General features: G+C 40.3%; 28 protein-coding genes. All 28 read right to left on the bottom strand.

Annotated features, from left to right (window positions below; genetic code table 11):
- Positions 1–89 precede the first annotated feature (89 nt).
- Complete coding sequence (locus tag D6855_RS00140) at positions 90–440, bottom strand: hypothetical protein (RefSeq protein WP_120736794.1); 351 nt, start codon at positions 438–440, stop codon at positions 90–92.
- Between the two features lie 54 nt (positions 441–494).
- On the bottom strand, positions 495–914 hold the full coding sequence (locus D6855_RS00135) for an ASCH domain-containing protein (protein WP_120736792.1): 420 nt from the start codon (positions 912–914) through the stop codon (positions 495–497).
- A gap of 16 nt (positions 915–930) precedes the next feature.
- A complete protein-coding gene (locus D6855_RS00130) occupies positions 931–1,380 on the bottom strand; it encodes a GNAT family N-acetyltransferase (RefSeq protein ID WP_026664413.1) in 450 nt (149 codons plus the stop codon).
- Between the two features lie 4 nt (positions 1,381–1,384).
- Complete coding sequence (locus D6855_RS00125) at positions 1,385–2,398, bottom strand: GNAT family N-acetyltransferase (RefSeq protein WP_120736790.1); 1,014 nt, start codon at positions 2,396–2,398, stop codon at positions 1,385–1,387.
- Positions 2,395–2,850, bottom strand: coding sequence for a GNAT family N-acetyltransferase (locus D6855_RS00120; protein WP_120736788.1), 456 nt, complete (start codon positions 2,848–2,850; stop codon positions 2,395–2,397). Before D6855_RS00120 ends, D6855_RS00125 begins: the two co-directional genes overlap by 4 nt.
- Positions 2,847–3,431, bottom strand: coding sequence for a TetR/AcrR family transcriptional regulator (locus D6855_RS00115; protein WP_035796506.1), 585 nt, complete (start codon positions 3,429–3,431; stop codon positions 2,847–2,849). Before D6855_RS00115 ends, D6855_RS00120 begins: the two co-directional genes overlap by 4 nt.
- Before the next feature lie 95 nt (positions 3,432–3,526).
- Complete coding sequence (locus D6855_RS00110; RefSeq protein WP_120736784.1) at positions 3,527–4,147, bottom strand: CatA-like O-acetyltransferase, family 2; 621 nt, start codon at positions 4,145–4,147, stop codon at positions 3,527–3,529.
- Between the two features lie 25 nt (positions 4,148–4,172).
- Complete coding sequence (locus D6855_RS00105; RefSeq protein ID WP_120736782.1) at positions 4,173–4,829, bottom strand: GyrI-like domain-containing protein; 657 nt, start codon at positions 4,827–4,829, stop codon at positions 4,173–4,175.
- A 107-nt stretch (positions 4,830–4,936) separates the two neighbouring features.
- The gene (locus D6855_RS00100) at positions 4,937–5,341 is read right to left on the bottom strand and encodes a hypothetical protein (RefSeq protein ID WP_120736780.1); all 405 of its coding nucleotides are present in this window, start codon (positions 5,339–5,341) and stop codon (positions 4,937–4,939) included.
- Positions 5,322–5,519, bottom strand: a complete 198-nt coding sequence (locus tag D6855_RS00095; protein ID WP_120736778.1) for a hypothetical protein — start codon at positions 5,517–5,519, stop codon at positions 5,322–5,324. Before D6855_RS00095 ends, D6855_RS00100 begins: the two co-directional genes overlap by 20 nt.
- Positions 5,520–5,670: 151 nt before the next feature.
- Complete coding sequence (locus D6855_RS00090) at positions 5,671–6,579, bottom strand: alpha/beta fold hydrolase (RefSeq protein ID WP_158589425.1); 909 nt, start codon at positions 6,577–6,579, stop codon at positions 5,671–5,673.
- A 32-nt stretch (positions 6,580–6,611) separates the two neighbouring features.
- Positions 6,612–7,034 carry a YjdF family protein gene (locus D6855_RS00085; RefSeq protein ID WP_120738103.1) on the bottom strand — a complete coding sequence of 141 codons (423 nt, stop codon included), beginning with the start codon at positions 7,032–7,034 and terminating at the stop codon, positions 6,612–6,614.
- A gap of 500 nt (positions 7,035–7,534) precedes the next feature.
- Positions 7,535–8,035, bottom strand: a complete 501-nt coding sequence (locus D6855_RS00080) for a phosphotransferase-like protein (protein WP_120736774.1) — start codon at positions 8,033–8,035, stop codon at positions 7,535–7,537.
- A gap of 133 nt (positions 8,036–8,168) precedes the next feature.
- A complete protein-coding gene (locus tag D6855_RS00075; protein WP_158589424.1) occupies positions 8,169–9,083 on the bottom strand; it encodes a GNAT family N-acetyltransferase in 915 nt (304 codons plus the stop codon).
- Between the two features lie 67 nt (positions 9,084–9,150).
- A complete protein-coding gene (locus D6855_RS00070) occupies positions 9,151–9,486 on the bottom strand; it encodes a DUF3784 domain-containing protein (RefSeq protein ID WP_120736770.1) in 336 nt (111 codons plus the stop codon).
- Positions 9,487–9,539: 53 nt separating this feature from the next.
- Positions 9,540–10,301 carry a DUF5131 family protein gene (locus D6855_RS00065; RefSeq protein WP_120736768.1) on the bottom strand — a complete coding sequence of 254 codons (762 nt, stop codon included), beginning with the start codon at positions 10,299–10,301 and terminating at the stop codon, positions 9,540–9,542.
- A 12-nt stretch (positions 10,302–10,313) separates the two neighbouring features.
- Positions 10,314–10,769 (bottom strand): SufBD protein, encoded by a 456-nt coding sequence (locus D6855_RS00060; RefSeq protein WP_120736766.1) that lies wholly within the window; start codon positions 10,767–10,769, stop codon positions 10,314–10,316.
- A 94-nt stretch (positions 10,770–10,863) separates the two neighbouring features.
- Entirely contained in the window at positions 10,864–11,724 is an 861-nt protein-coding gene (locus D6855_RS00055) for a GNAT family N-acetyltransferase (RefSeq protein ID WP_120736764.1), read from the bottom strand.
- 12 nt (positions 11,725–11,736) lie between these two features.
- Positions 11,737–12,273 (bottom strand): hypothetical protein, encoded by a 537-nt coding sequence (locus D6855_RS00050; protein WP_120736762.1) that lies wholly within the window; start codon positions 12,271–12,273, stop codon positions 11,737–11,739.
- Positions 12,257–12,988 (bottom strand): CPBP family intramembrane glutamic endopeptidase, encoded by a 732-nt coding sequence (locus D6855_RS00045; RefSeq protein WP_120736760.1) that lies wholly within the window; start codon positions 12,986–12,988, stop codon positions 12,257–12,259. The genes D6855_RS00050 and D6855_RS00045 overlap by 17 nt, the downstream gene beginning before the upstream one ends.
- Positions 12,989–13,011: 23 nt before the next feature.
- On the bottom strand, positions 13,012–13,359 hold the full coding sequence (locus D6855_RS00040) for a hypothetical protein (protein WP_147368106.1): 348 nt from the start codon (positions 13,357–13,359) through the stop codon (positions 13,012–13,014).
- 99 nt (positions 13,360–13,458) lie between these two features.
- Positions 13,459–14,943 carry a hypothetical protein gene (locus D6855_RS00035; protein WP_120736756.1) on the bottom strand — a complete coding sequence of 495 codons (1,485 nt, stop codon included), beginning with the start codon at positions 14,941–14,943 and terminating at the stop codon, positions 13,459–13,461.
- Between the two features lie 573 nt (positions 14,944–15,516).
- The gene (locus tag D6855_RS00030) at positions 15,517–16,020 is read right to left on the bottom strand and encodes an O-acetyl-ADP-ribose deacetylase (RefSeq protein WP_120736755.1); all 504 of its coding nucleotides are present in this window, start codon (positions 16,018–16,020) and stop codon (positions 15,517–15,519) included.
- A 12-nt stretch (positions 16,021–16,032) separates the two neighbouring features.
- Positions 16,033–16,734: an SIR2 family NAD-dependent protein deacylase gene (locus D6855_RS00025; RefSeq protein ID WP_120736754.1), complete on the bottom strand. Its 702-nt coding sequence runs from the start codon at positions 16,732–16,734 to the stop codon at positions 16,033–16,035.
- Between the two features lie 5 nt (positions 16,735–16,739).
- Entirely contained in the window at positions 16,740–17,375 is a 636-nt protein-coding gene (locus D6855_RS00020) for a nitroreductase family protein (protein ID WP_243111746.1), read from the bottom strand.
- Between the two features lie 34 nt (positions 17,376–17,409).
- Positions 17,410–18,345 carry an SDR family NAD(P)-dependent oxidoreductase gene (locus D6855_RS00015; RefSeq protein WP_120736752.1) on the bottom strand — a complete coding sequence of 312 codons (936 nt, stop codon included), beginning with the start codon at positions 18,343–18,345 and terminating at the stop codon, positions 17,410–17,412.
- A gap of 85 nt (positions 18,346–18,430) precedes the next feature.
- Complete coding sequence (locus D6855_RS00010; RefSeq protein ID WP_120736751.1) at positions 18,431–18,892, bottom strand: MarR family winged helix-turn-helix transcriptional regulator; 462 nt, start codon at positions 18,890–18,892, stop codon at positions 18,431–18,433.
- A gap of 551 nt (positions 18,893–19,443) precedes the next feature.
- Positions 19,444–19,847, bottom strand: a 404-nt coding sequence (locus D6855_RS00005) for a GNAT family N-acetyltransferase (RefSeq protein WP_147368105.1), incomplete at its 5' end; no start/stop codon positions are given.

The following is a 19,847-nucleotide window of genomic DNA, read 5'->3' as shown; positions in this document are numbered from 1 at the left end:
GAATTGCAAAAGCTTTCCATCTGAACTCATTGATTGACAATCCTTGCATACTGCTCTTCTGGAATCATTGGAGACTTGCCCAGGATGGTTTATCGGCGATACATGATCTCGCAGTCACCACTGTCGGTGAAACGCTCGATCTCATTGCTCAATCTGCCTTCCTGATAAATCTTTTCATAGATTTTCCCAAGGTCCGCTGTTTTTCCCCGAACCGTAACCCAACCCGTATCTGGCAATTCCACAGTCCGGTCCGCTCCGTCGATCTCTCCGTCGATCAATCCAATGACATACTCAATGGATCGATTCGTCCAGCCATAACCGAGCCCCTGTAGATTCGCTCGTCCATACTTTGCTGCCAACTCGTCCCAGAAAGCTCCGATCGTTTCGTACTGTTGATCGTTTTCCGTGGAAAAAGTCCTGCCGATTCCCTTAAACATCATCGTTATTTACCTCCGTTTTCATCATCAGCATTCCTGATCCAATCATGAATTTGTTTAGCCGACAACCTCGAATTCCTCGCATACCAGCTCTATTCTTTCATTAAAATGCTGGTTTATTGTCTTTAATTCATCAACAAAGAATTTTTCGTGTACCTTTCTCCAATATTCCAAGGAACGGTCGCCTTCACCCTCCTTAAAAGCATGCTCCTCCGAGACAGCATCAAATGTTGTCACATATACTTTAGTAGTTCTGGTAATACAGACAGCGTTTTCCTCGGAATCCAATATGATATTAAATTCACCCACTTGCGGCAATTCTTCGTTTTCAAGCTTATAAAAAACAAGAGCAGAACAAGTCGCTGTTTTTTTGCCATCTTTAACTAATTGAGCAAGCTCGTCTGCATCGCCTCCAAATGCCCATGCTTTATATTCGCCCTCAAGTCCCGACATCCGCCACATCTTTTCAGCTGTCATGATAATTCCTCCTTCATCACTCACATTTCTTAATATAATAAATGAATTCATTATCCCGACTCACTTCCACATATCCCAGCTTGGTATAAAAGGCGTTTGTTCTGACATTCCAAATGGGCGTATCTAAAACAAATTCCTTTACATCTGAAAACATTGTCTCAATTTCCTGCATCATGTAGACTCCATAGCCTTTGCGATAATGCTCTGGGCTTACAAAGATCCTTCCGATGTTCAACTTGTCTTTTTCCAAAAATAGAATCGCACCGCCAACAATTAGTCCATTGTCCGTGAGCTTATACAAGTGATTTGTTCTGGCCATCTTTGTGTGATAAGAAACAGACATATATCCAGGTGGCCCACCAGCTGAAGGTGCTCCAACCTGAACATCGCTATCAAAGGCTCTTTTAGATATTCCATTAAGTGTCAAAGCATCAGAAGTGCTTGCTTTTACAAATTGTAGGCTCATATCTTTACCCTCTTCTTTTCATCATCAGATAGCAGTTAATCCCATTTTTATAAAAATCAGTTAGTTCTCCAACACACTTATATCCCAGATTTTCATATAATTTCTTCGCTCTCGGGTTAAAATCATCTACAGTTAAAAAATATTTTGCTGTAGGAGCATCAGAAGCATTATCTTCAAAATACTTCATCAGCTGTTTACCGATACCATAACTCCTGTATCCCTCCTTTACTGCAACAATATGAAGATATGGATAGCTTCCAAAAACACCATTTGTCATGTAGTAAATAAATCCTAAACATTTCTCATTTTCATCCAGTGCTACATATACGTTTTTTTGTCCCACTGCATATGTAAGCATATTAGTTGCCTTTTCATGATCGCTGAAATACGCTCTTCCTAAATCAGAATTTTGCAAAATGTCTATGCAGCTATCAAGATATTTCATATCTGCAAGTTGAATATGTATATCCTTTTTCCTCTTACCCTCTTCACTAATTTCTTCGCTGTTTTCTGAAACAAAAGGAGCGCTTAAATCATAATCCGAGATTTCGGAAATGGGTACGGGCAGTTTAAGACCGATTTTGGAATCCATGTAATTAATATGTTTTGAATAAGCATTGTTGCCACTTCTGTCCACAGCATAAAGCTGTATCGTATCATTTTTCAATGAAATAAAAGCATGCCCAAAACCTGCAGGAATCAGTACTGCCAGTGCATTTTCTTCTGACAGTTCAAATGACTCCCATTGAAGATAGGTTGAGGAGTCTTTTCTCAAATCAATAACGTAATCCATACCTCTGCCTTTTATGACTGTCACAAACTTCGTCATTGGGCTACTCTCTTCTCTGTAGTGAATTCCAAAAAAAGTTCCTTCTTTGGGCATGCTATAGATTCTTGTCTCCCGAGCATTGAAACAGGCAGTATTTTCATCAAAAACATATTCCAGAGATCCACGGTTATCAACACGCGAATGGAGCCTATATATTTTTACTTTTCCAAATATTTCTTTTATCATCATATCCGCCTCAATATAAATCTGTATACTTTAACACTTCCATCCATTTCTTCAGACTGGATATCAAAGCCGCATCTTTCTGTATAGAATTTTACATTTTGACTTTTGTCCACAGGTGTTACCAATGTAAATGTATTCCAATCAGAATAATGTGTTTTTGCAAATCGCATTGCAGTCGTTCCTATTCCTCTTCCCTGAAACTCAGGAATTACACATAAACATCCGACTTCATAATTACCAGCTTCCAGCTCCCTGCATGAAATGACGCCAACCGGTTTACTTTCATTAAGAATTATGAATTTAGGATAATCAATTATTGACTGCTCCATCTCTTTTTTTGTTCTACCATACGCCGGACATTCACCATACTTTACATAATCATCAAAAAACGCAGCGTTATATATATCTACAACCAACTCTGCATCAGCCACCTCAGCATTCCTGAACTCAATCATTTTTTATTACCCCTCTTATTTCTATACCCATCCATCCCGGATATCATCACATTAAGTGATATCTCAAAGCTCTCTTCCAATGATATTGGATTTCCAAAGGAATTATGAATCTGAAGCATAATAAAACCTTCCAGGAAAGATCTGTATGTTCGAAGCAAGTGATTAGCGATCTCACGATCTATCCCTAAGCCATCTGTCTGCTTGAAGAAAAAAGAATATAATCCTTCTGTGGCAGAAAGCAGCGCATCATCTGAGTATTTGTTATACCAGAGCATAGCTTCAAATACGCCAGGATTCTCTATTGCAAACTTATAGAATTTTTTTCCGTAATCAAATAGATTTGCTTTTTCATCTGAAGAATCAATTCCTCTGACAACGTCTTCCGATACAGTTTGCCAACCATATATCATAAGACTTCTGTGCATATCTTCTATGGTCTTCATATGGTTGTACAATGAAGGCTTCCTGATTCCTAAATATTCTGACAGTGTAGTAACCGACAAGTAAGACAGCCCCTTTTCGTTGGCCAGTTCTGCAGCTTTTTCTACTATTTCTTCTTTTGATAATCCTGTTCTTGGCATAACATCTCCCAATCAAAAATAACTAACATTGTTAGTTAATATTATACTAACAATGTTAGTTATTTCAAGTATAAAGTGCAATATAAATTATCTTTTCACTTCAAAGAATCAATCTCATTCTGCAGATTCTGCAGGAATCTTCCTGCATGTGCTCCATCCATCTGCGTATGATGAAATTGGAAGGACAACATCATATGATAGCTAAATAGCGTTTTGGAATAACGTCCCCATACAATGAACGGATTGTTGAATCCACTGTAGATATTCACAGCCCCTTCGATTTCAGTCTCTACAATTGTTGAAGTTCCTATTATCATATGATCTGCTGATAAATCCCTATCCATGCATTTTCCTGCTGTTTCCGTAGTATTTTTCAGGTATTCTTTATTGAACTCTTCGATATCTTCTGAAAACAATAGATCACAAGAATTAACTTCACCATTCTTGTTCTTTACGATAGTGTTCACAGCAATGTCATCATATTGAATCAACTTATCGCCAACCGGAAGTATGTAAAATTCTTTAATTTCTGAAGCAGCTTTACCAATGCAATAATCCATCAGCATATTAAACTTCAGACGTCTTTTTTTACTGACTTTCACAAGATTCGTAACATTGATTTTCTTAAACAGCGTCACCATTGGATTCGGCGCTTTCATCCACAGATAAAATGCCGACTCTCTGCTGGTTTCCTCAGGTTTTATTTCTTTTACCATCTCTCTTATAGTCCTTTACACCTAATTATCTCAACAAACCGGAATTTGCGTATTTCTTTTTTATTGGATGCCTGATAACCGTCTTCCACTTTTCAGGAGGAACCTTCCTTGCATCGGACATATAGATTTCATGATGCAATCGCATCTCCGTCAGATCATTTACATATCCGTTTTGCTCCAGATAATCGTCCATTAAAGCAACTGTGGCCGGTTCATCATCAAAAGAACCGAGATGCATGATTTGAACACACAGTCCCTCATCAATCGTTAAGAACTCTGCTGTTGAACAATCCAACTTCTTCTTCATTGTCGCTGTTTCCACCGCCCAATCAAAATCTTTTTGTGTAATGAAGTCAGGTAAGCGAATAACTGCAATCCAGTTGAACTCGGATTTATTTGTATAATCAACACCCTCTACATTTTCCTGCCACCAGAATCCTTCAAGTGGCGGAACAACGTATTCGAAAAAACCTTTTATTTTGTAATCCGTCTTATAACTCATCTTCAAAGTGTAGGCAACAGCATATAGCACGCTTATTGCCTGCTGATATGCCCCGTCTTCTTCATTTGGATTACCTTTCCCCCTGACTGCGATGTAATTTGCTTTTGGAACATTTACAATCTCAGGTTTATTTTTTGGCATATAAAACTCTTTGTATTCTTTCTTAAAATCAAAAGCCATAATCCCTCCACAAATTGGAATTTGTAAATCCCTCTGTTGTGCACACTATATATATTTCTTCATCCGTTTTCCTATAAAATAGAACTCAGTTGTCATATAGTTCTTTGTTACAATACCCACTCTTTTGCTTTTTCATAATCAGCTATGAATCTTACAATTGTTCCACTTCGATTATGAATTTCATTGAATACTGCATAGTATCTTTTACCCACACCTACAAAGGCAATCTTTCTAAGCTTCTTGTTACCACCAACCAAACCATCCACAATCGCATTCGCTATATCTTCTGTTATCTTCGTTTCATCCAAGTTAATAATCATACAGGATGAAACCGAAGGTCTCATCAACTTGGGCAAATCTCCTTTAAGCTTTTCAATCACTTCCTGCTCATGGTTTCCCATTCCATCGAGATGCTCACACCATATAGTCCCGCCATTATAATTCAGTTCGAATGATTTTTTATTTAATGCCGCCCGAATATCATCATCAGCTCTAAATCCGTTTGATAACATCCTCATATTTCTCCGCTCTTATAACCCTGAAGTTCTTCTCTATTTCTTTTGTCCAAAGATCTATTTTCCTGAATTCAAATTCATCATCTTCAAGCTGTGACAGATTTTCAAACAGATCATCATAGTCAGTTTCTCTGAATGCCCTTAGAATAAGACGCTGTGTATTTATCTCTTTCATTTTTCAATCACAATCTAACTCATTATGACTTCTTGAACGCAAAAAGAAAAATGCGTTCAAGAATCCGCATTCCGCAGGATACGCCCCTCGCTCTGCGAGGGCCTAGTCCAATACAATCATTGAATTTCTGAGGAAATTCAATAATCTATACTCATATGCGCAGCAATGCCAGCTTAATTACTTCAAAATCCGTCAAGTGGATATAGTGTCCGCTATTACTTGCTCTTAACAAAACTGACTGTTCAGAAAATGTAAGATATCCCTGCATCAACGACTGCCACAGCTCTTCAACCTTTTCTGCAAACTCTTTTGTAGTTTGGCAAAATTCCATGATTTCTTTTATTTCAAATTCACTTCCATGTGTTATAAGCACGATAGGAATCTGTGGAAAATTCCCTTTTTCTTTTAATTGACAGATTTCTTTCTCCTCATGTGCAATACGGTATTCCTCTAATGCCGCATCGTGAAGCTCTACCTTTGTTAATTCATCTAAAATATATTTCTTTGCTTCTGGTGAAAATTGATTATAGTAATAGAACGGCGGTGCTTTTCTCATAATCAGTTTTATTACAAATCCCAAATGGCAAGAAGCCAATTTTCTCATTATTACAAGATTTTCTGATTTATTAAATCCGCTCTTTTTCTGCTCCTGCGCTGTCAAAAACACTGATTTGTATGTATTATCATTTGCAGATAAGGGATCTACAAACACAATTCCTCGAACCATATTCGGATACATTCTAGCAAATTGCTGGGCATACAGGCCTCCCTGCGAATGAGCCAAAAATGTAACCTTACTTTTACACGGTAATTTCATTAACAAAGCATGCAATTCTTCGGCTATATTTCGGGGCGAGCGCGCCTTGGAAATATTTCTTCCGCGCTCATACAAAAGAACAGTAAATTGTTTTGACAGTTGCGCTGCAATATGCCACCATTCGCCAGCAACTGCACCAAGTCCCATTTCAATCACTAAATCAATATCTCCCTCGCCAAATATGCTATAGGATATATTTTGACCTTCTATCGCTTTGCTATCTAATGTTAAAAACTTTTTCATTTTACTGATTTCCATAATTTTTATTTGTAGTCCTAATGTCCCTTGTGTTTTTCTTTCTTTTTCAGCTGCTTTAGTTCAAAAAGTCTTAATGCCTCTGCTTCTTTCTGTTCCCGGCTTTTAATCTTGTGTTCAAGCTTGTTCTGCTCCTGCTGCAGTTTTAGCGCCTGCTGAGACTTTGTACCGACACCTTTTTCCAGAACCGTTTTCTTCGCATCACGTTGTAATCTCTTTGGATTCATTTTCCCTTCCTTGACCACAACATCTACCGCAGGACTAAATTTCAGTTTATAATAGTTCCTGAAAATATAGTCCTGAATTTCATAATCCTTTGGTTCTGCACCAAAAGTTACTTTTGACACAGACAATTTTCCATTTTCTATGCGTTCAAAAACTCCTATCCAAAAAGGATCATCAAAATATACAGTTAAAGCAACAATCATTTGTTCAGTACCCATCATAATAAAAATACCACAATAAAAAAACAGACCTCTCCTTACACGGAAATAAGTCTGTTTTTCACTTCTTTGTGTTATGATTCCTTATGGCAACTTGAATTTGATGAGATAATCTTCTGCACTAAAAATCTGCCCAAATCCGAATAATAGCAATTTGGGCAGGTCGTTTTAGTGTTGTCGATCTGCCTAAATCCACATTTTCTTCAATTTAGGCAGATCTTTTTGGGACCTATGGACTGCCTAAATCCACCTTTTCTCAATTTCGACAGACTATTCCAGCGTTTTATGTCTGCCTATAACTGCATTTTTCTCAATTGCAGCAGACTATACCAGCGATTTCTGTCTGCCTATTCCCGTAGTTTGCTTGTTTACAGCAGACATTATGGGCATTTTCTGTCTGCCCTCTTTAACATTTTATCCATATAGAGCAGACAATTCACAACCCGAAGCCCCATAAGCACCTCACGATTCCATTAACAGCTCGACAAACTGCCGATTTGTTAATCAAAAAAGCTTGTAAAAATCAGCCGTGCATTCTCTTCCGGAGATTGTCCCCCAGTATCAACGACCAGGTCATATCCCTCCTTCGGAAACAAGTACTCTGCAGAGGCTTCCGCAGATCCGACGCACCTGTCCCCGCGCTTCAATTCTCTGCGTTTTAAAATATCCAACGGGCAGGTAATCCGCACCTTCCTCAAGGAAAAAGAAGATAGGCTCCCGACCAATTGGTTAAAAATCCGTTCACTTGTTATCACGTGGTCAATGATTATGTCGAAGCCTGCCTCAAGCAATTCTAATGCTTTTGCGCACATATCGCCTGATATCTCAAAAACATCATCCTCATAGATGGTTTCTGTCTGAGAAAGCTTCATAAAATCGTCTATGGAAACCACTATACATCTTTTGTGAGCCTCAGTATTTATCAGATTTTGCAGTGCTTTTGCCAAAGTAGATTTTCCACTGCTGGACGGGCCGTTAAGTAAAATAACCTGCTCTTTCATACTCCGTTAATCTCCACTTCATCCAATCCATAAATATACCTTTCATCAGGTTTACCTATCCTTTTATCCTGAAAAATATTTTCAAATTTTCTGCTCTAACGCCCTAGAAGGTGGAGCGTTTTACTGGAATTTGTCAAACTGAATTTGTAAACTTAATATTTTTGATTGTTCTTACAAGTTCATATTGATATGTCTTAAAATATTTATTCCAGAATCCTCGTGCATTCGGATTAGCCGTTCCGTGTCCAACCCATAGATATCTGGCATCCTTTTGTTTTTCATGTTCAATGACAAATTGAAGCAAATCTTTAGAAAGAGAACTTCCTCTATATTTCGGCATCACATATATTTCCCCTACATTTACCGATTTGGTGCTATGAAAAGCAAACACATCTGATTCACTATTACTTTCTATCATTCCAATTATTTCATCATCCTTTGAAAGAGCAATATGAAGATTCGTCTCTGAATCCATAAAAAATTCTTTGTATACCTGCTCTGTAAATTCATGACCTGGATAAAAAACAGGTGCCTGTTTTAAATGTTTTATTATTGCATCTGTCAGTGTCCATATTTCATCCCAGCGTTTTTCAATTTCATCTTTCTCCAAAGTCTTAATTGTATATGTATCGTTAAATTGGTAAGGATAATCTGTAATTTCAAGTCTGCCTTGTTCGTAAATATAGCCAAATTGCATCATTGAAAACAATGCTAATGCTTCATAATCATGAGCATACAGATTTATTTGAAATTTTGTATCACCATTACTTATTACTGTGTCTGATAGTTTACAGAATAATTTTGACAGGGTCTTTTCTGATGAAGCATAATACCCATACACGGGCACATTGCAAGTTTGAATTCCATCATTACTCCATAAAGAATAGTATAGAACACCTTGTTCATCTACTCCATTATCAATAGCAATGCTGTTCATATAAGATAATTTATCACATATCTTTTCTTTAAATAATTCAAATGCTACAGCTTCTAGTATTGAGTTATTTGAACATTCTATCAGATATTTTTCATACAATTTTTCAATCATGACGATTTTTACCCCATTCATCAATCAACAATATAGTTTTAAATCTTTTCGTCAAACTGGAATCTGTCTATCTCTTTGTCTTCTTGTTGACCTGCACCGTCGATACAATTGCATAAATGATAACGCCAACTATCAGGGGTATCTCAAGCAGAAACAACTTGTCTTTATGAAGCAAAAGAGATAGGCCAATGACAAGAAAAACTGCACACAAAATACAGAAGACAATCGCTGACTGCCTATAATAAGGCTTCTTATCCATCTTTCCCCTTTCTTCCTTTGAGGCATAAATATATGCATTATTGAATAAGAATCCTTTATTTTGAAAGCTCCTGATACTGACAACTGCAAGAATAGCCGCAATTATAAATACCAATGAAGTTGTGATCCATTCTGCTGTGGTCATAATGCTTTACCTCCAAATACCGATTCGTAGTGTTATTAAAGAACATTTCGAGTCTAATAATCCGGTATAAATCCATCCACAATTTTATAATCAATCCCCGCTTTTCGAGCCTGCGATATTTGAAAACGACGGGGTATATGGTACATTCTGCCGTTTTTGATAAAATAGGCTCCCGTTTGATGAAACTGAAATGGGACGCCTTTATTCATACACTGGCGACGAACATCCAGCACCCATTCATAGTCGAGCGGCCGCACGTTTATGCCCGACTCGCCTGAGCAGGCCACCTCGCAGATACTGCCGTCAAGATACTTTTCAAGATTGACAGGACCAAGCATGGGACCGAGGATAACCGTTTTGTGCTTGATAGGCAAATCCGCAAATATTGGCAGCCTATAATCCGCCCGATCCTGATTTTCACAAGTGCAACCTACTATGACATTATCATAGCCGTCTCCCCAGTCAAACGGCACACATTCCGAAAAGCGTTCAATGCGTTTCGTGAAAAAGTAAAACATACAATCGTTGCGACGCTTTATCATTTCCCAGCATTCAGCACGCCATTCATCTGCATCTTTCAGTAAAAAATCCGACGTAAAGCAAGTCATAATGATAGAACCAGGCTCGATCTTCGACGTTCCGTCCCGCTTCTTTTTTATCGGCAGATTAAAGTTTTGTGTTTTGCGGCATTGTTCCGACGAAAACGAACTGCCGTACGCTTCATCCTGCCGATAAACATAACAGAAACGGCATCCTTCCGAGTATTTCGTACAGCCGTGCCAAGGATTCCAACTTGCATATTTCTGTTCACTCATTTTTCCCTCTTCTCATCTAATCGTCAAACCGGAATTCATCAGTATCTTTTCCGTTTCTTCCATGTCCCTTTCAATCAGCGGACGCATACTGTCTTTGTATTTGGACAAATCAGCGCTACGCAGAGCAGACAGAATTTGCGGGATATACTGCGGCCTTGCCAGTCCCACTTGAGCAAGTGCCTTCACGCATTGTCGGGCGGTAATGGGCTTTTCATCGGTGATGTGTTTCAGATAATCCGGAAGGATGAGATCAAACCGGTTTTCTTCATCCCACTGTGCGTTTGCCGCAAGAATATACAAAGCTCGATTTCTTACCAATGACTTTGGATGGTCGAGCAACGAAGCAACATCCTCAAAGTATTTATACCATTCATCTGTATCATGGCTTTCTGCAACAATTCTATCAGTAAAGGCACAGGCATATTTATCATCTTTTGATGTAAGCTTCTGTACGATGTTTTCTTTCATCCCAATGCTCCTCCCAAATCCCGATTATAGTCTTAGTCAGTTATATTAAAATTTAACATACTATAGATTTCGGCATCGATAAAAGCTTTATTTCTCATTTTTGGTAAAAACTGTAGTGGTATTTGTTTCTGAATCCAAGTCCGGTATAGAAATCCATGTCTGATATTACAAACGCTTTCTTAGCCCCTAACCTTTTTGCTCTTCCCAAAGCTTCATAAATTACAGCCTTGGCTACACCTCTTCCCCTATGACTTGGGATGGTGCAGACAGGCTCTACATACACATAGTCCGTTTTGGGGTTATACCAAAGTCCACATATGGAAACCAGTTCGCCCTCATCATTGCATGCAGCCACACAGAGATCCCTGTTAAAGTGCTTACGCGCCCTTGGAGTATCGATTCCTTCTTTTTCAAACTCTGTCTTATCTTCGCCGTGATCAAACCCTTGCCAGAAGAGCCATGAAAGCTCATAAATGTCCTTCACCGGATCAGGATTTACAAACTTATACCCTTCCGGCAATGCAACAACAAAATCCCTTTCCAGGTCCAGTTCCATGATATTTTCTGTCTGCTCATTCTTGATAAATCCCTTGTTTCGGACCATGTCTATTTCATCTGTGTTTTCATCGCAGACAGCAAGGGAAAATCCCGAATCATCCTTAAGATTAGTGCAGGCATAATCCAGTATTTCAGAATACAACTTCTTATACTCCGGTAAGACTCCACAAAAGCCTTCACCGAAATACATATCATAGATTGCTGCACCAACCACTTTACCGTCATCCAGCCAAAGTCCAATGGACTCTATTAAATCCTTATTAAATTCCGGATGTTCATACATCCACTCAAATCTTGCCCAGTTCCAATTAATATGGCTCGTATCCCAATCATTTAGTTCAATAAGGAAATTACATACTGCCTCATAATCATGATCTGTATATTTCTTGAAATACATTATTTCTGCTCCCTATAAACAGTATTCCATGAACTCTGGGGTTTTAGACCAGTATTTTATTCCCCAGTTCTCGAAATCCCACTCTTCCATATATTCATTGCACTCATAATCAATATAGTAAAGCTCTCCATCATGAACAACAAAATTCGTCGGGAAATAATCAATATTGGTTTTCGCAGGATATAGTAGTTCACACATTGCTTTTACCTGTCTTATATAATCAGGATCCATCTGATCTCTGGCGACAAGCTCATAAATGGTCTCACCGTCTATGTATTCCTTCACAATGCGTTCTTTATCAATATCAACATCAATCATTTTAGGCATTCGGATTCCAATCGAAGTCAGTCTTTTGTAATCATTTATTTCAGACTGGATCTTGTCACCAAACTGATAATATGCGCATGGCTCGTGGTGGATCTGTTTTAAGACATACTCCTGGCCATCCTTTACTGCCAGGTATGAATATCCTCCCTTACCTTTGCCAAGGAGTTTCTTAATCTCATAGCTGACTCCATTAACGCTACATTCTTCACAATGACCTGTCATTGTTTTCTCTCCTTAACTTAACTATCAGATATATGCAGTACCCCAGAAGCACTACAAACTGTATGGTTCCAACAATTATACTCATTTTCATATCACCTTCAATCGTGATAAAACCACAGAAATCATGAAATGCATGTAGCAAAATACATGGCCAGATACTCTGTGTCCTGAGAATCACAAAAGCCATTACAACTCCGTAGGTAAATGCAAACGCCATCTGCAAAAGTGTTTCTGCAAGTCCAGCTCCACCCATTACATTCAATAGATGACTCAGACCAAAAAGAACTGATGAAATAATAATGGCCTTCGTCTCATTATCCTTCCACATATTGCAAATAATGCCTCTGAAGTATAGTTCCTCTGTCAGTCCTATTCCAAGTGTAAATATAAGGTTCGGAATGAACAGTCCGCTGTTATCAAACATGATCCCACCGGCAAAAGCAGCCAGAGCTACAACTATAAGCGGAATGTAATATAGAAATTTTACAGCCATACCGCTTACAGGCTTCCGGAACCCCAGTCCTTTAAGGCTGTGATCCTTGATAAGAAAAAATACAATTGCAACTAATGCACAGCTCCATATAATAGTTGCCTGTGCTGCAATAGCCTTAAGTCCCTCAAGCTGTCCCATGACCACCGCAGCTCCCTGGGCAAAGTAGAACAAAAGGACCGTAACTGTTGCAAAAACCGTATTCCTTACTAAATGCTTTGACATAATCCCCTCCTGAAACACATGATTTATCTCATTTTGTAGATCAAAATTCCCTTTGCCACAATCATCATAAACATTATTGATACTCCGTAAGTTTCCCTTCCCATTGCAAGAAGAAGCACTGCAATAATTCCTACGATCATCGATATGACCGTTACGATTTTCCCTGCTTTTTCCTGCTTCAATCTGGTCAAAAGAATCTTCACCGCTCCGATGATCACCAGCAAAATGAACACAGCCCAATAAAGTGTGCACTTTAGGCTTCCCGCCTGAACATAATCAGGAAGACTCACCGCATAATAGGCACCGTCAATCCTATTGGGATATATGGGCAGGATAATCATTATCATCGCAAGCACATCTATAATCCGCATAAACAAGCCTATCACACAATACAAAAAAGGTCGTCATCTACACAGATAACGACCCGAATTTCACTTAATTATATCATTTGCTGTTTACCTGTTGTTGTATTAGTTCAGGGCAACTCCATTAACGTAAAGTGTATATCCATTAGTATCTACACTGGAAGTATCTCCATCAAATGATGAGATATAGGTATCTGCTGTAAGTGTCCAGGTGCTGCTCTTATCTATAGAAACAGCTACTGTTCCTACTTCTGTTGAAACTGTTTCGCCCTTGGCATTAGTGATGTTTCCGCCTATTGTGCCTGTGAAGCTGGATCCATCAGTAAGGTTAAGTGTAAGCTGTGAATCACTTCCAACAAGGATCGTTCCCTCAAGGGTCTGGTTAGTTGCATTAAGTGTAGCTGTGTTTGTGTCACCATTCCAGCCATCAGCACATACTGAAAGCAGGATATTCTCTGAATCCTTATTAACAATCTTTACATTATCCAGGTTAATAACAGCAGTTGTATTTGTTACGTGAAAAACATGGCCATTCTTGCTGGTAAGTGTTCCACCATTCATTGTAAATACCGATGTACCACTGTCTGCATCTCCTGACATGGACTGGTAGATCATGATTGTGTCATAGAATGTTGCATTTCCGTTGGTATCAGTATTATTTGCGGTCATATCGCAGTCATTAAGGGTAATTGAATTAACACCCTCAATGCAGACTCCCTCTGAAAGGTTGGAAACAAGAGTTGCATTAGAAACTGTGATGTCTGCAGTTGAATAGATAGCAGGAGAGCCAAGACCGTTTGTTGTATATGTTCCACCATCTACAGTAACTGTGCCGCCACCCCTGTCAGTTCTGATGGCTGCTGAAGATCTTCCGCTAGTCTCAACTGTAAGGTTTGATGCCTTTGTCACACCGCCACCGGTTGTCATGATGCCACCTGAGCCATCACCTGTTGTTGTGATAGTACTGTCTGAAATTATGACTGTTGTACCATCACCCTCAGCGCCATTCTTTCCGCCATTTCCACCATATGAGAATACGCCATTGGCTCCGTCAGCATCAGAAGTGATGTTTGCTCCGGTAATAGTGGTTGTAGATCCGTCTTTTACAAGGACAGCTGCATTAAGGCCATAGAAGTTACAGTTGTCTCCACCATCTGAATCGCCGGTCTTGGTAACAGTTGCATTGGTGATGGTTACGTCGTCGCTTGTGCTGATCAGAAGTGCGCTCTCATCTGCTGTTGTGCTGGCATAGGTCTTCCCATCCTGAGTATCTGAGCCAGTTACTTCTATCGCTCCCTGATAATCGATATCAGCACTGCTGCTTCCACCTCCAAAACCGCCGCCACCTTCGGGAGGATTTCCAGGTGCTTCTCCATCTGGTTTATCACCAGGCGCTCCATCAGGCGCCTCGCCGTCTGGCTTTTCAGGTGCATCAGAAGGGTTGCTGCTTTCTTCAACTGTACTTTCCTGTGTAACTACAGTGTCAGTTCCTTCGGTTGATGTGGCTGTCTGTCCGCATGCTGTGACAGCTACGCACATGATTGTTACTATTGCTAAAGATAAGATCTTTTTTAACTCGTTTCTTTTCATAATTAGACTCCTTTGTAATTCCTGAACATTTATCAGGGAAAATGTGTTTGTTGTTGGAATGGATTATGAATAAGAAACCTAAATTATAGTTAAAAGATTTTCTAAATTTTTCAATGTTTATAAATTGTTTAGAAACTGTCTCATTGCATCCTCTATCTTCCGATATATATTCCGAGATAAAAGGCTATGCCTTCATACAGACAAATTTGAATTTGTGCGATTAACTTCCGGTATATCCTTCATTCATTCTTTAATTATATTTTCGTAAGCTCGTCGTCTATATCCCCATCAATGCAGATGCTCCTATATCAATTCCTTCAACGCATCCGCCAGCGGCGTGATTTCACGTCCAAGAACCTTTTCCAGCTCTTCCGGAGACAGAGCCTCTTCTCCGTTGTTCCCTGCAAGCGCATAATCCTGATAGTTTGTGCCCGGCATCCTGCCTAGCAGTGAAATCTCATCTTCAGCGACGCTGTTTCAAATTCCTCTCTTGTGACCACTTTTACATACAGCTTCTTACCGCCTGCCCTTTGGGCAACAAAAGAGATAAAAAATAAACCTGCAGGCAATCTCTCATTGAATCATTTCAGAATATATTCCATATGTGTCGTCATCAAACAGCACCCACATCACCAAATCAAATGCATCCGGATTCTCATCCATATATTTCTGAACGGTCTTAACTGCAATCTTCGCAGCCTGCTCAACCGGATAATGAAACACACCTGTAGAAATGGAGGGGAATGCTATGCTGCGTATCCCCTGTTCTTTGGCAACCTGCAGCGAGTTTCGATAACACAATTCCAACAGCTTATCCTCATTCTTTTTTCCGCCATGCCATACCGGACCGACTGTGTGAATCACATACCTGCACGGGAGATTATATGCCTTTGTGATCTTTGCCTCTCCCGTTTTACAGCCATGCAATTTAAAGCATTCAGCCCGAAGTCCCGGTCCTGCAGCACTGTGGATCGCACCATCCACTCCGCCTCCTCCGAGCAGGGTGCGATTCGCGGCATTGACAATGGCATCCACACCATGAACTTTTGTTATATCACCCTTAATACACCGTATCATCAATGCATCCTCCTATGACAACCCGGCAAAAACCTCATCGCAGGTACTGTGGATATTCAGAAAGGCCGAAGAATCAAACCCTGTCTGTTTCGGATTGATCTGTACGATCTTTGCAGACGGTTTTATGTGATTCCAATATACGCTTCCATAGTTCCCGATAGCGCCTACAATAATGACGAGTTCAGCCTTTCGCGCCCATTCCTGAGCTTTTAGCACATCCTCATTATAGAGCCCCACATGCGCATAAACAGGCCAGCAGGAATATAATCCTCCGCACTCACATCTTGGTGCTTTCCCTTTATTCCAGATATTCACATCGTAGTTTCGCTTTCCACATTTAAGACAGGTATTCACGGCAAAGCTTCCCTGAATCTCAGCCACATTTTTCGAGCCGGCAAGACTGTGAAGATGATCGAGATTGGTCGTTATGATCCCCTGGATCTTTCCCTTCTGTTCCAATTCAGCCAGTTTCTTATGCGAGAGACTCGGACCATTTTGAAACATGGCGTCGAGAAAAGAATGCCTGGCGACTCTGTAATAATGCTCCGGCGTTGCCTTCAGCACGGTATTGGAAGCAAATTGCAGAGTCTCTGCCAGATTGAGTCCATGCATGCTCGGAATGCCGGCGGCAACAGATATCCCTGCGCCCGTAATTACCAGTGTGAAATTACTTTCATCAATCAATCTTTGAAGTGTTTGTACCTGCTGATCCATATTTGCTACTCCCACTCGAAGTTATCTTTTCCGGCTCCCAGTTCAAAGTGATATTTCACAAGACCTGTATCCACACCGGTAAAGATGCCGTTATCACAGGAAATTGAAACCTTATTTCCTTTACCTCTGATGGTGAATGCCTGCTTTGCCAGTGCGGTAGGCGCTAAGAGTGCTGCTTCAATGCCGTCCTTAAACCACTGTGGTGCTTCTCCATCGTATGAACTGACCTGTTCTGCCGTCTTTGTCTTATGAGGAACACCCTGCGTCTGACCGTAGCCGACAGCGATGATTCCTACGGGCTTTGCACCTTCGGATTTCTCCTGTGCTCCTTTCCGGTTATAGGTACCGCCTACCCACCATGTATTCAAACCAAGCGTCTGTGCATAAAGCATCAGATCAGCACCGCAGTAACCGCACAGTTCATCCGCGCCATCAGGACCCGCCATGATAAAAAAGTTATTCACTCCTTTTGCAAGGATCAACCTGATTACGCCCGGAACCGCAGTTTTATCGTTTATCATAAGCCTGATGGACAAGCCATGCTGCTCATTATTGATTCTGACACGTTTGTTCAGCCTATCTACAATATCTGCAGGAATCGTTCTGCCTGTATATTTTCGAACCATATGTCTGGCTTTCATTGCCTCTTTCATATCCATAATAAGTGCCTCCCGTCTACAGGATCATTTCGTCCTGATTCATCTTCAGTAGCTCCGCGCTCTGTTCCCACAGTTTTTTCGCAGCCTTCTTATCATAACTTGGTTCCGAAGTTTTCGTGATCGTACCCCGGTCATTATACTTCCCGGTTACACCTGCAAAACTCTCTTCTGTTATCATTTTCGCAAGCTCCTTCCCGGAAGTCAGTCCACTCCCGTAGCGGTTCGTAAGCTTGGCCACCATTGTTGATCCCGCACTAATCAGGGCTTTCTTTACCTTGCTGCCCGTCGGCATGAAATTCGTATCCGCCATAAGCCCCGGATTGAAGGCGTTGACCGTGATCTTCTTTCCGGCAGCATTCAGTCTGTCAGCCATTTCATAGACACAAAGGATATTGGACAGCTTTGCCATGGAATATCTGAGATTCATATCCTTGCCGGACGGCTTCTCATTTTTCCCAAGATATGCCAGCTTGTATGCATCAGTAAATGCTGGTGCCGTAAGCGACATCATGATCGGAGGCCTGTGCATATCGCTGGCCACAAAAACAATCCTGCCGTCTTCAGCCACCATATCAAGCATCTCATTCACAAGAAGGAAATGTCCTAAATGGCATACCCCAAAGGTCATCTCAAATCCATCTTTTGTATATTCCAGCGGAGTGCGATTGAGTCCAGCATTGCACACGATGGAATAAAGCGGCGGAAAGTTTTCCTTTTTGTAAAGCTCCTTAAAAGTGCGTACCGAATCCAGCGACGCAAGGTCAAGTGCCACGGAATAGATATTTTCGTTTCCTGTTTCAGTCTTCATATCCTGTATCGCCTTAGCCGCTTTCTCCGGGTTCCTGCAGGCAAGCACCAGCGTATAATCCTTGTCCTTCATTGCTATATTTTTTGCACACTGGTAACCAAGTCCTGAGTTGCCGCCTGTTACGATCACTGTTCTCTTTTCCATCTTGTTTTCTCCTTTTTCATTGTTAATTTTTTACAGTGTATACTTTATTTCATTTTTTTGCAGGCAAGTCACTGCCTGCAATGGTTTAGTCTGCTTCATTCATCAGCTTAAATACTCTCGTCAGCATCCTGATGAACTCCCCGGAATCCTGTTCCCCCAGTTCTTCAAAGATATGTGTCATGGTTCTGTAACCTGACTGAAGCTCATTCATGACATGCTCTCTTCCGGAATCTGTGAGTGTCACGATAATATTTCTGCGATTGTCCTTATCGATCTCTCGTGTAACCTCACCTTTTTTTTCCAACGCATTCAGGACGGCGGATACACGGCCTTTGGTACTGTTCATAGCCTCACTGATCTCGGTCGGTGTTGCCATGCCCCCTTGAAGGAGGAGGATCTTAAGCACCAGTATTTCGCCCTTGGAAAGCCTTGCCAGTTTCTCAAACGCACTGAAATGGTCGCTTCGCACAAGTTCCTCAAGCGTCACTATGGACTCATTGACATAGGCCGGAAGAGATTCGTCTATCGGTATTTTTATTATTGCCATTTGCCTTTCTCCTATCCATTGCTGCTATGGCTAATAGTATATAGTGTAAAATGTTTACTGTCAATACCTTTTTGCAAAAAATCAGCTTCATACCCGACTTCACACGAAGACACTCGAATGAACCTTCTTTTCCTAAAAACGCGCCGGTTCCTGAAAACCGATACCTTTGGCCTGAAAGCCGACTCACATCTCCATAAACTCCGATTTGCATATATAAGCCTTACGCTATAATCAATAATTTATAGTATAAGTATTTCCTCTATACTCTCCAATATTCAAGCCTTTGTACATTCCAAAATGAGCTAGAACCCCTGTCCCTAGTCCACTTTTAGCACACAAAAAGACTCGGTACAATGTACCGAGTCTTCTGAAATCTGCAATAGCAGATTGATCATCTCTTTGAGAACGATTAATAAAGTGAAAATGCCGTATTTGAGGCATTTCTTCATCTAGTTGCTGTTTACCTGTTGTGTACGGTAGAAAGCTCAGGACTACTGTACACAACTGGTGGCAACTTGAATCACAAAAACTCCCCCTAGACAAACTGGTACTTACGCATAATACATACAGATAGTTCCTTGTGACAGTTTAAAACCATTATTTTCATAGAATTTGGAAGCCGGTGCATATTCACTGGTATAAAGGACAACTCCAGCATATCCTGATTCCTTACTATAATCTAATAGCGTCTTCAGTAATTGCCTGCCAATACCTTGGCCCTGTCTTTCAGGTAAAACTGCCATTTCGTAAATATATATTTCTTTTTTACTTCCTGATATCTTACTTAATGCAAATATACATCCAATTACCACGTCATCTTCTTCATACACATATCCCACAAATCTTTTCTGCTCGTAATAATCCAATAAATATTCTTTTGCATTATCAGGGTTCCAATCAATCCCCCAATATTCTATAGGAAACGCCTTAGCATATATCACTCCACACTGTTGCA

The organism is Butyrivibrio sp. CB08 (assembly GCF_003625485.1).
Taxonomy (GTDB): domain Bacteria; phylum Bacillota; class Clostridia; order Lachnospirales; family Lachnospiraceae; genus Butyrivibrio.
The sequence above is the reverse complement of the archived record's forward strand: the minus strand, read 5'-3'. Positions and strand labels throughout refer to the sequence as shown.

What these genes read in the sequence shown, in the direction of transcription:
- D6855_RS00075 (WP_158589424.1), bottom strand. Translation starts at nt 9,083, where the DNA reads ATGATTGAAAAATTGTATGAAAAATATCTGATAGAATGTTCAAATAAC.
- D6855_RS00085 (WP_120738103.1), bottom strand. Translation starts at nt 7,034, where the DNA reads ATGGGTACTGAACAAATGATTGTTGCTTTAACTGTATATTTTGATGAT.
- D6855_RS00060 (WP_120736766.1), bottom strand. Translation starts at nt 10,769, where the DNA reads ATGAAAGAAAACATCGTACAGAAGCTTACATCAAAAGATGATAAATAT.
- D6855_RS00090 (WP_158589425.1), bottom strand. Translation starts at nt 6,579, where the DNA reads ATGAAAAAGTTTTTAACATTAGATAGCAAAGCGATAGAAGGTCAAAAT.
- D6855_RS00120 (WP_120736788.1), bottom strand. Translation starts at nt 2,850, where the DNA reads ATGATTGAGTTCAGGAATGCTGAGGTGGCTGATGCAGAGTTGGTTGTA.
- D6855_RS00030 (WP_120736755.1), bottom strand. Translation starts at nt 16,020, where the DNA reads ATGATACGGTGTATTAAGGGTGATATAACAAAAGTTCATGGTGTGGAT.
- D6855_RS00080 (WP_120736774.1), bottom strand. Translation starts at nt 8,035, where the DNA reads ATGAAAGAGCAGGTTATTTTACTTAACGGCCCGTCCAGCAGTGGAAAA.
- D6855_RS00050 (WP_120736762.1), bottom strand. Translation starts at nt 12,273, where the DNA reads ATGACAGGTCATTGTGAAGAATGTAGCGTTAATGGAGTCAGCTATGAG.
- D6855_RS00115 (WP_035796506.1), bottom strand. Translation starts at nt 3,431, where the DNA reads ATGCCAAGAACAGGATTATCAAAAGAAGAAATAGTAGAAAAAGCTGCA.
- D6855_RS00045 (WP_120736760.1), bottom strand. Translation starts at nt 12,988, where the DNA reads ATGTCAAAGCATTTAGTAAGGAATACGGTTTTTGCAACAGTTACGGTC.
- D6855_RS00040 (WP_147368106.1), bottom strand. Translation starts at nt 13,359, where the DNA reads ATGCGGATTATAGATGTGCTTGCGATGATAATGATTATCCTGCCCATA.
- D6855_RS00035 (WP_120736756.1), bottom strand. Translation starts at nt 14,943, where the DNA reads ATGAAAAGAAACGAGTTAAAAAAGATCTTATCTTTAGCAATAGTAACA.
- D6855_RS00130 (WP_026664413.1), bottom strand. Translation starts at nt 1,380, where the DNA reads ATGAGCCTACAATTTGTAAAAGCAAGCACTTCTGATGCTTTGACACTT.
- D6855_RS00125 (WP_120736790.1), bottom strand. Translation starts at nt 2,398, where the DNA reads ATGATGATAAAAGAAATATTTGGAAAAGTAAAAATATATAGGCTCCAT.
- D6855_RS00070 (WP_120736770.1), bottom strand. Translation starts at nt 9,486, where the DNA reads ATGACCACAGCAGAATGGATCACAACTTCATTGGTATTTATAATTGCG.
- D6855_RS00010 (WP_120736751.1), bottom strand. Translation starts at nt 18,892, where the DNA reads ATGGCAATAATAAAAATACCGATAGACGAATCTCTTCCGGCCTATGTC.
- D6855_RS00025 (WP_120736754.1), bottom strand. Translation starts at nt 16,734, where the DNA reads ATGGATCAGCAGGTACAAACACTTCAAAGATTGATTGATGAAAGTAAT.
- D6855_RS00055 (WP_120736764.1), bottom strand. Translation starts at nt 11,724, where the DNA reads ATGTATTTCAAGAAATATACAGATCATGATTATGAGGCAGTATGTAAT.
- D6855_RS00095 (WP_120736778.1), bottom strand. Translation starts at nt 5,519, where the DNA reads ATGAAAGAGATAAATACACAGCGTCTTATTCTAAGGGCATTCAGAGAA.
- D6855_RS00140 (WP_120736794.1), bottom strand. Translation starts at nt 440, where the DNA reads ATGATGTTTAAGGGAATCGGCAGGACTTTTTCCACGGAAAACGATCAA.
- D6855_RS00020 (WP_243111746.1), bottom strand. Translation starts at nt 17,375, where the DNA reads ATGAAAGCCAGACATATGGTTCGAAAATATACAGGCAGAACGATTCCT.
- D6855_RS00105 (WP_120736782.1), bottom strand. Translation starts at nt 4,829, where the DNA reads ATGGCTTTTGATTTTAAGAAAGAATACAAAGAGTTTTATATGCCAAAA.
- D6855_RS00065 (WP_120736768.1), bottom strand. Translation starts at nt 10,301, where the DNA reads ATGAGTGAACAGAAATATGCAAGTTGGAATCCTTGGCACGGCTGTACG.
- D6855_RS00100 (WP_120736780.1), bottom strand. Translation starts at nt 5,341, where the DNA reads ATGTTATCAAACGGATTTAGAGCTGATGATGATATTCGGGCGGCATTA.
- D6855_RS00135 (WP_120736792.1), bottom strand. Translation starts at nt 914, where the DNA reads ATGACAGCTGAAAAGATGTGGCGGATGTCGGGACTTGAGGGCGAATAT.
- D6855_RS00015 (WP_120736752.1), bottom strand. Translation starts at nt 18,345, where the DNA reads ATGGAAAAGAGAACAGTGATCGTAACAGGCGGCAACTCAGGACTTGGT.
- D6855_RS00110 (WP_120736784.1), bottom strand. Translation starts at nt 4,147, where the DNA reads ATGGTAAAAGAAATAAAACCTGAGGAAACCAGCAGAGAGTCGGCATTT.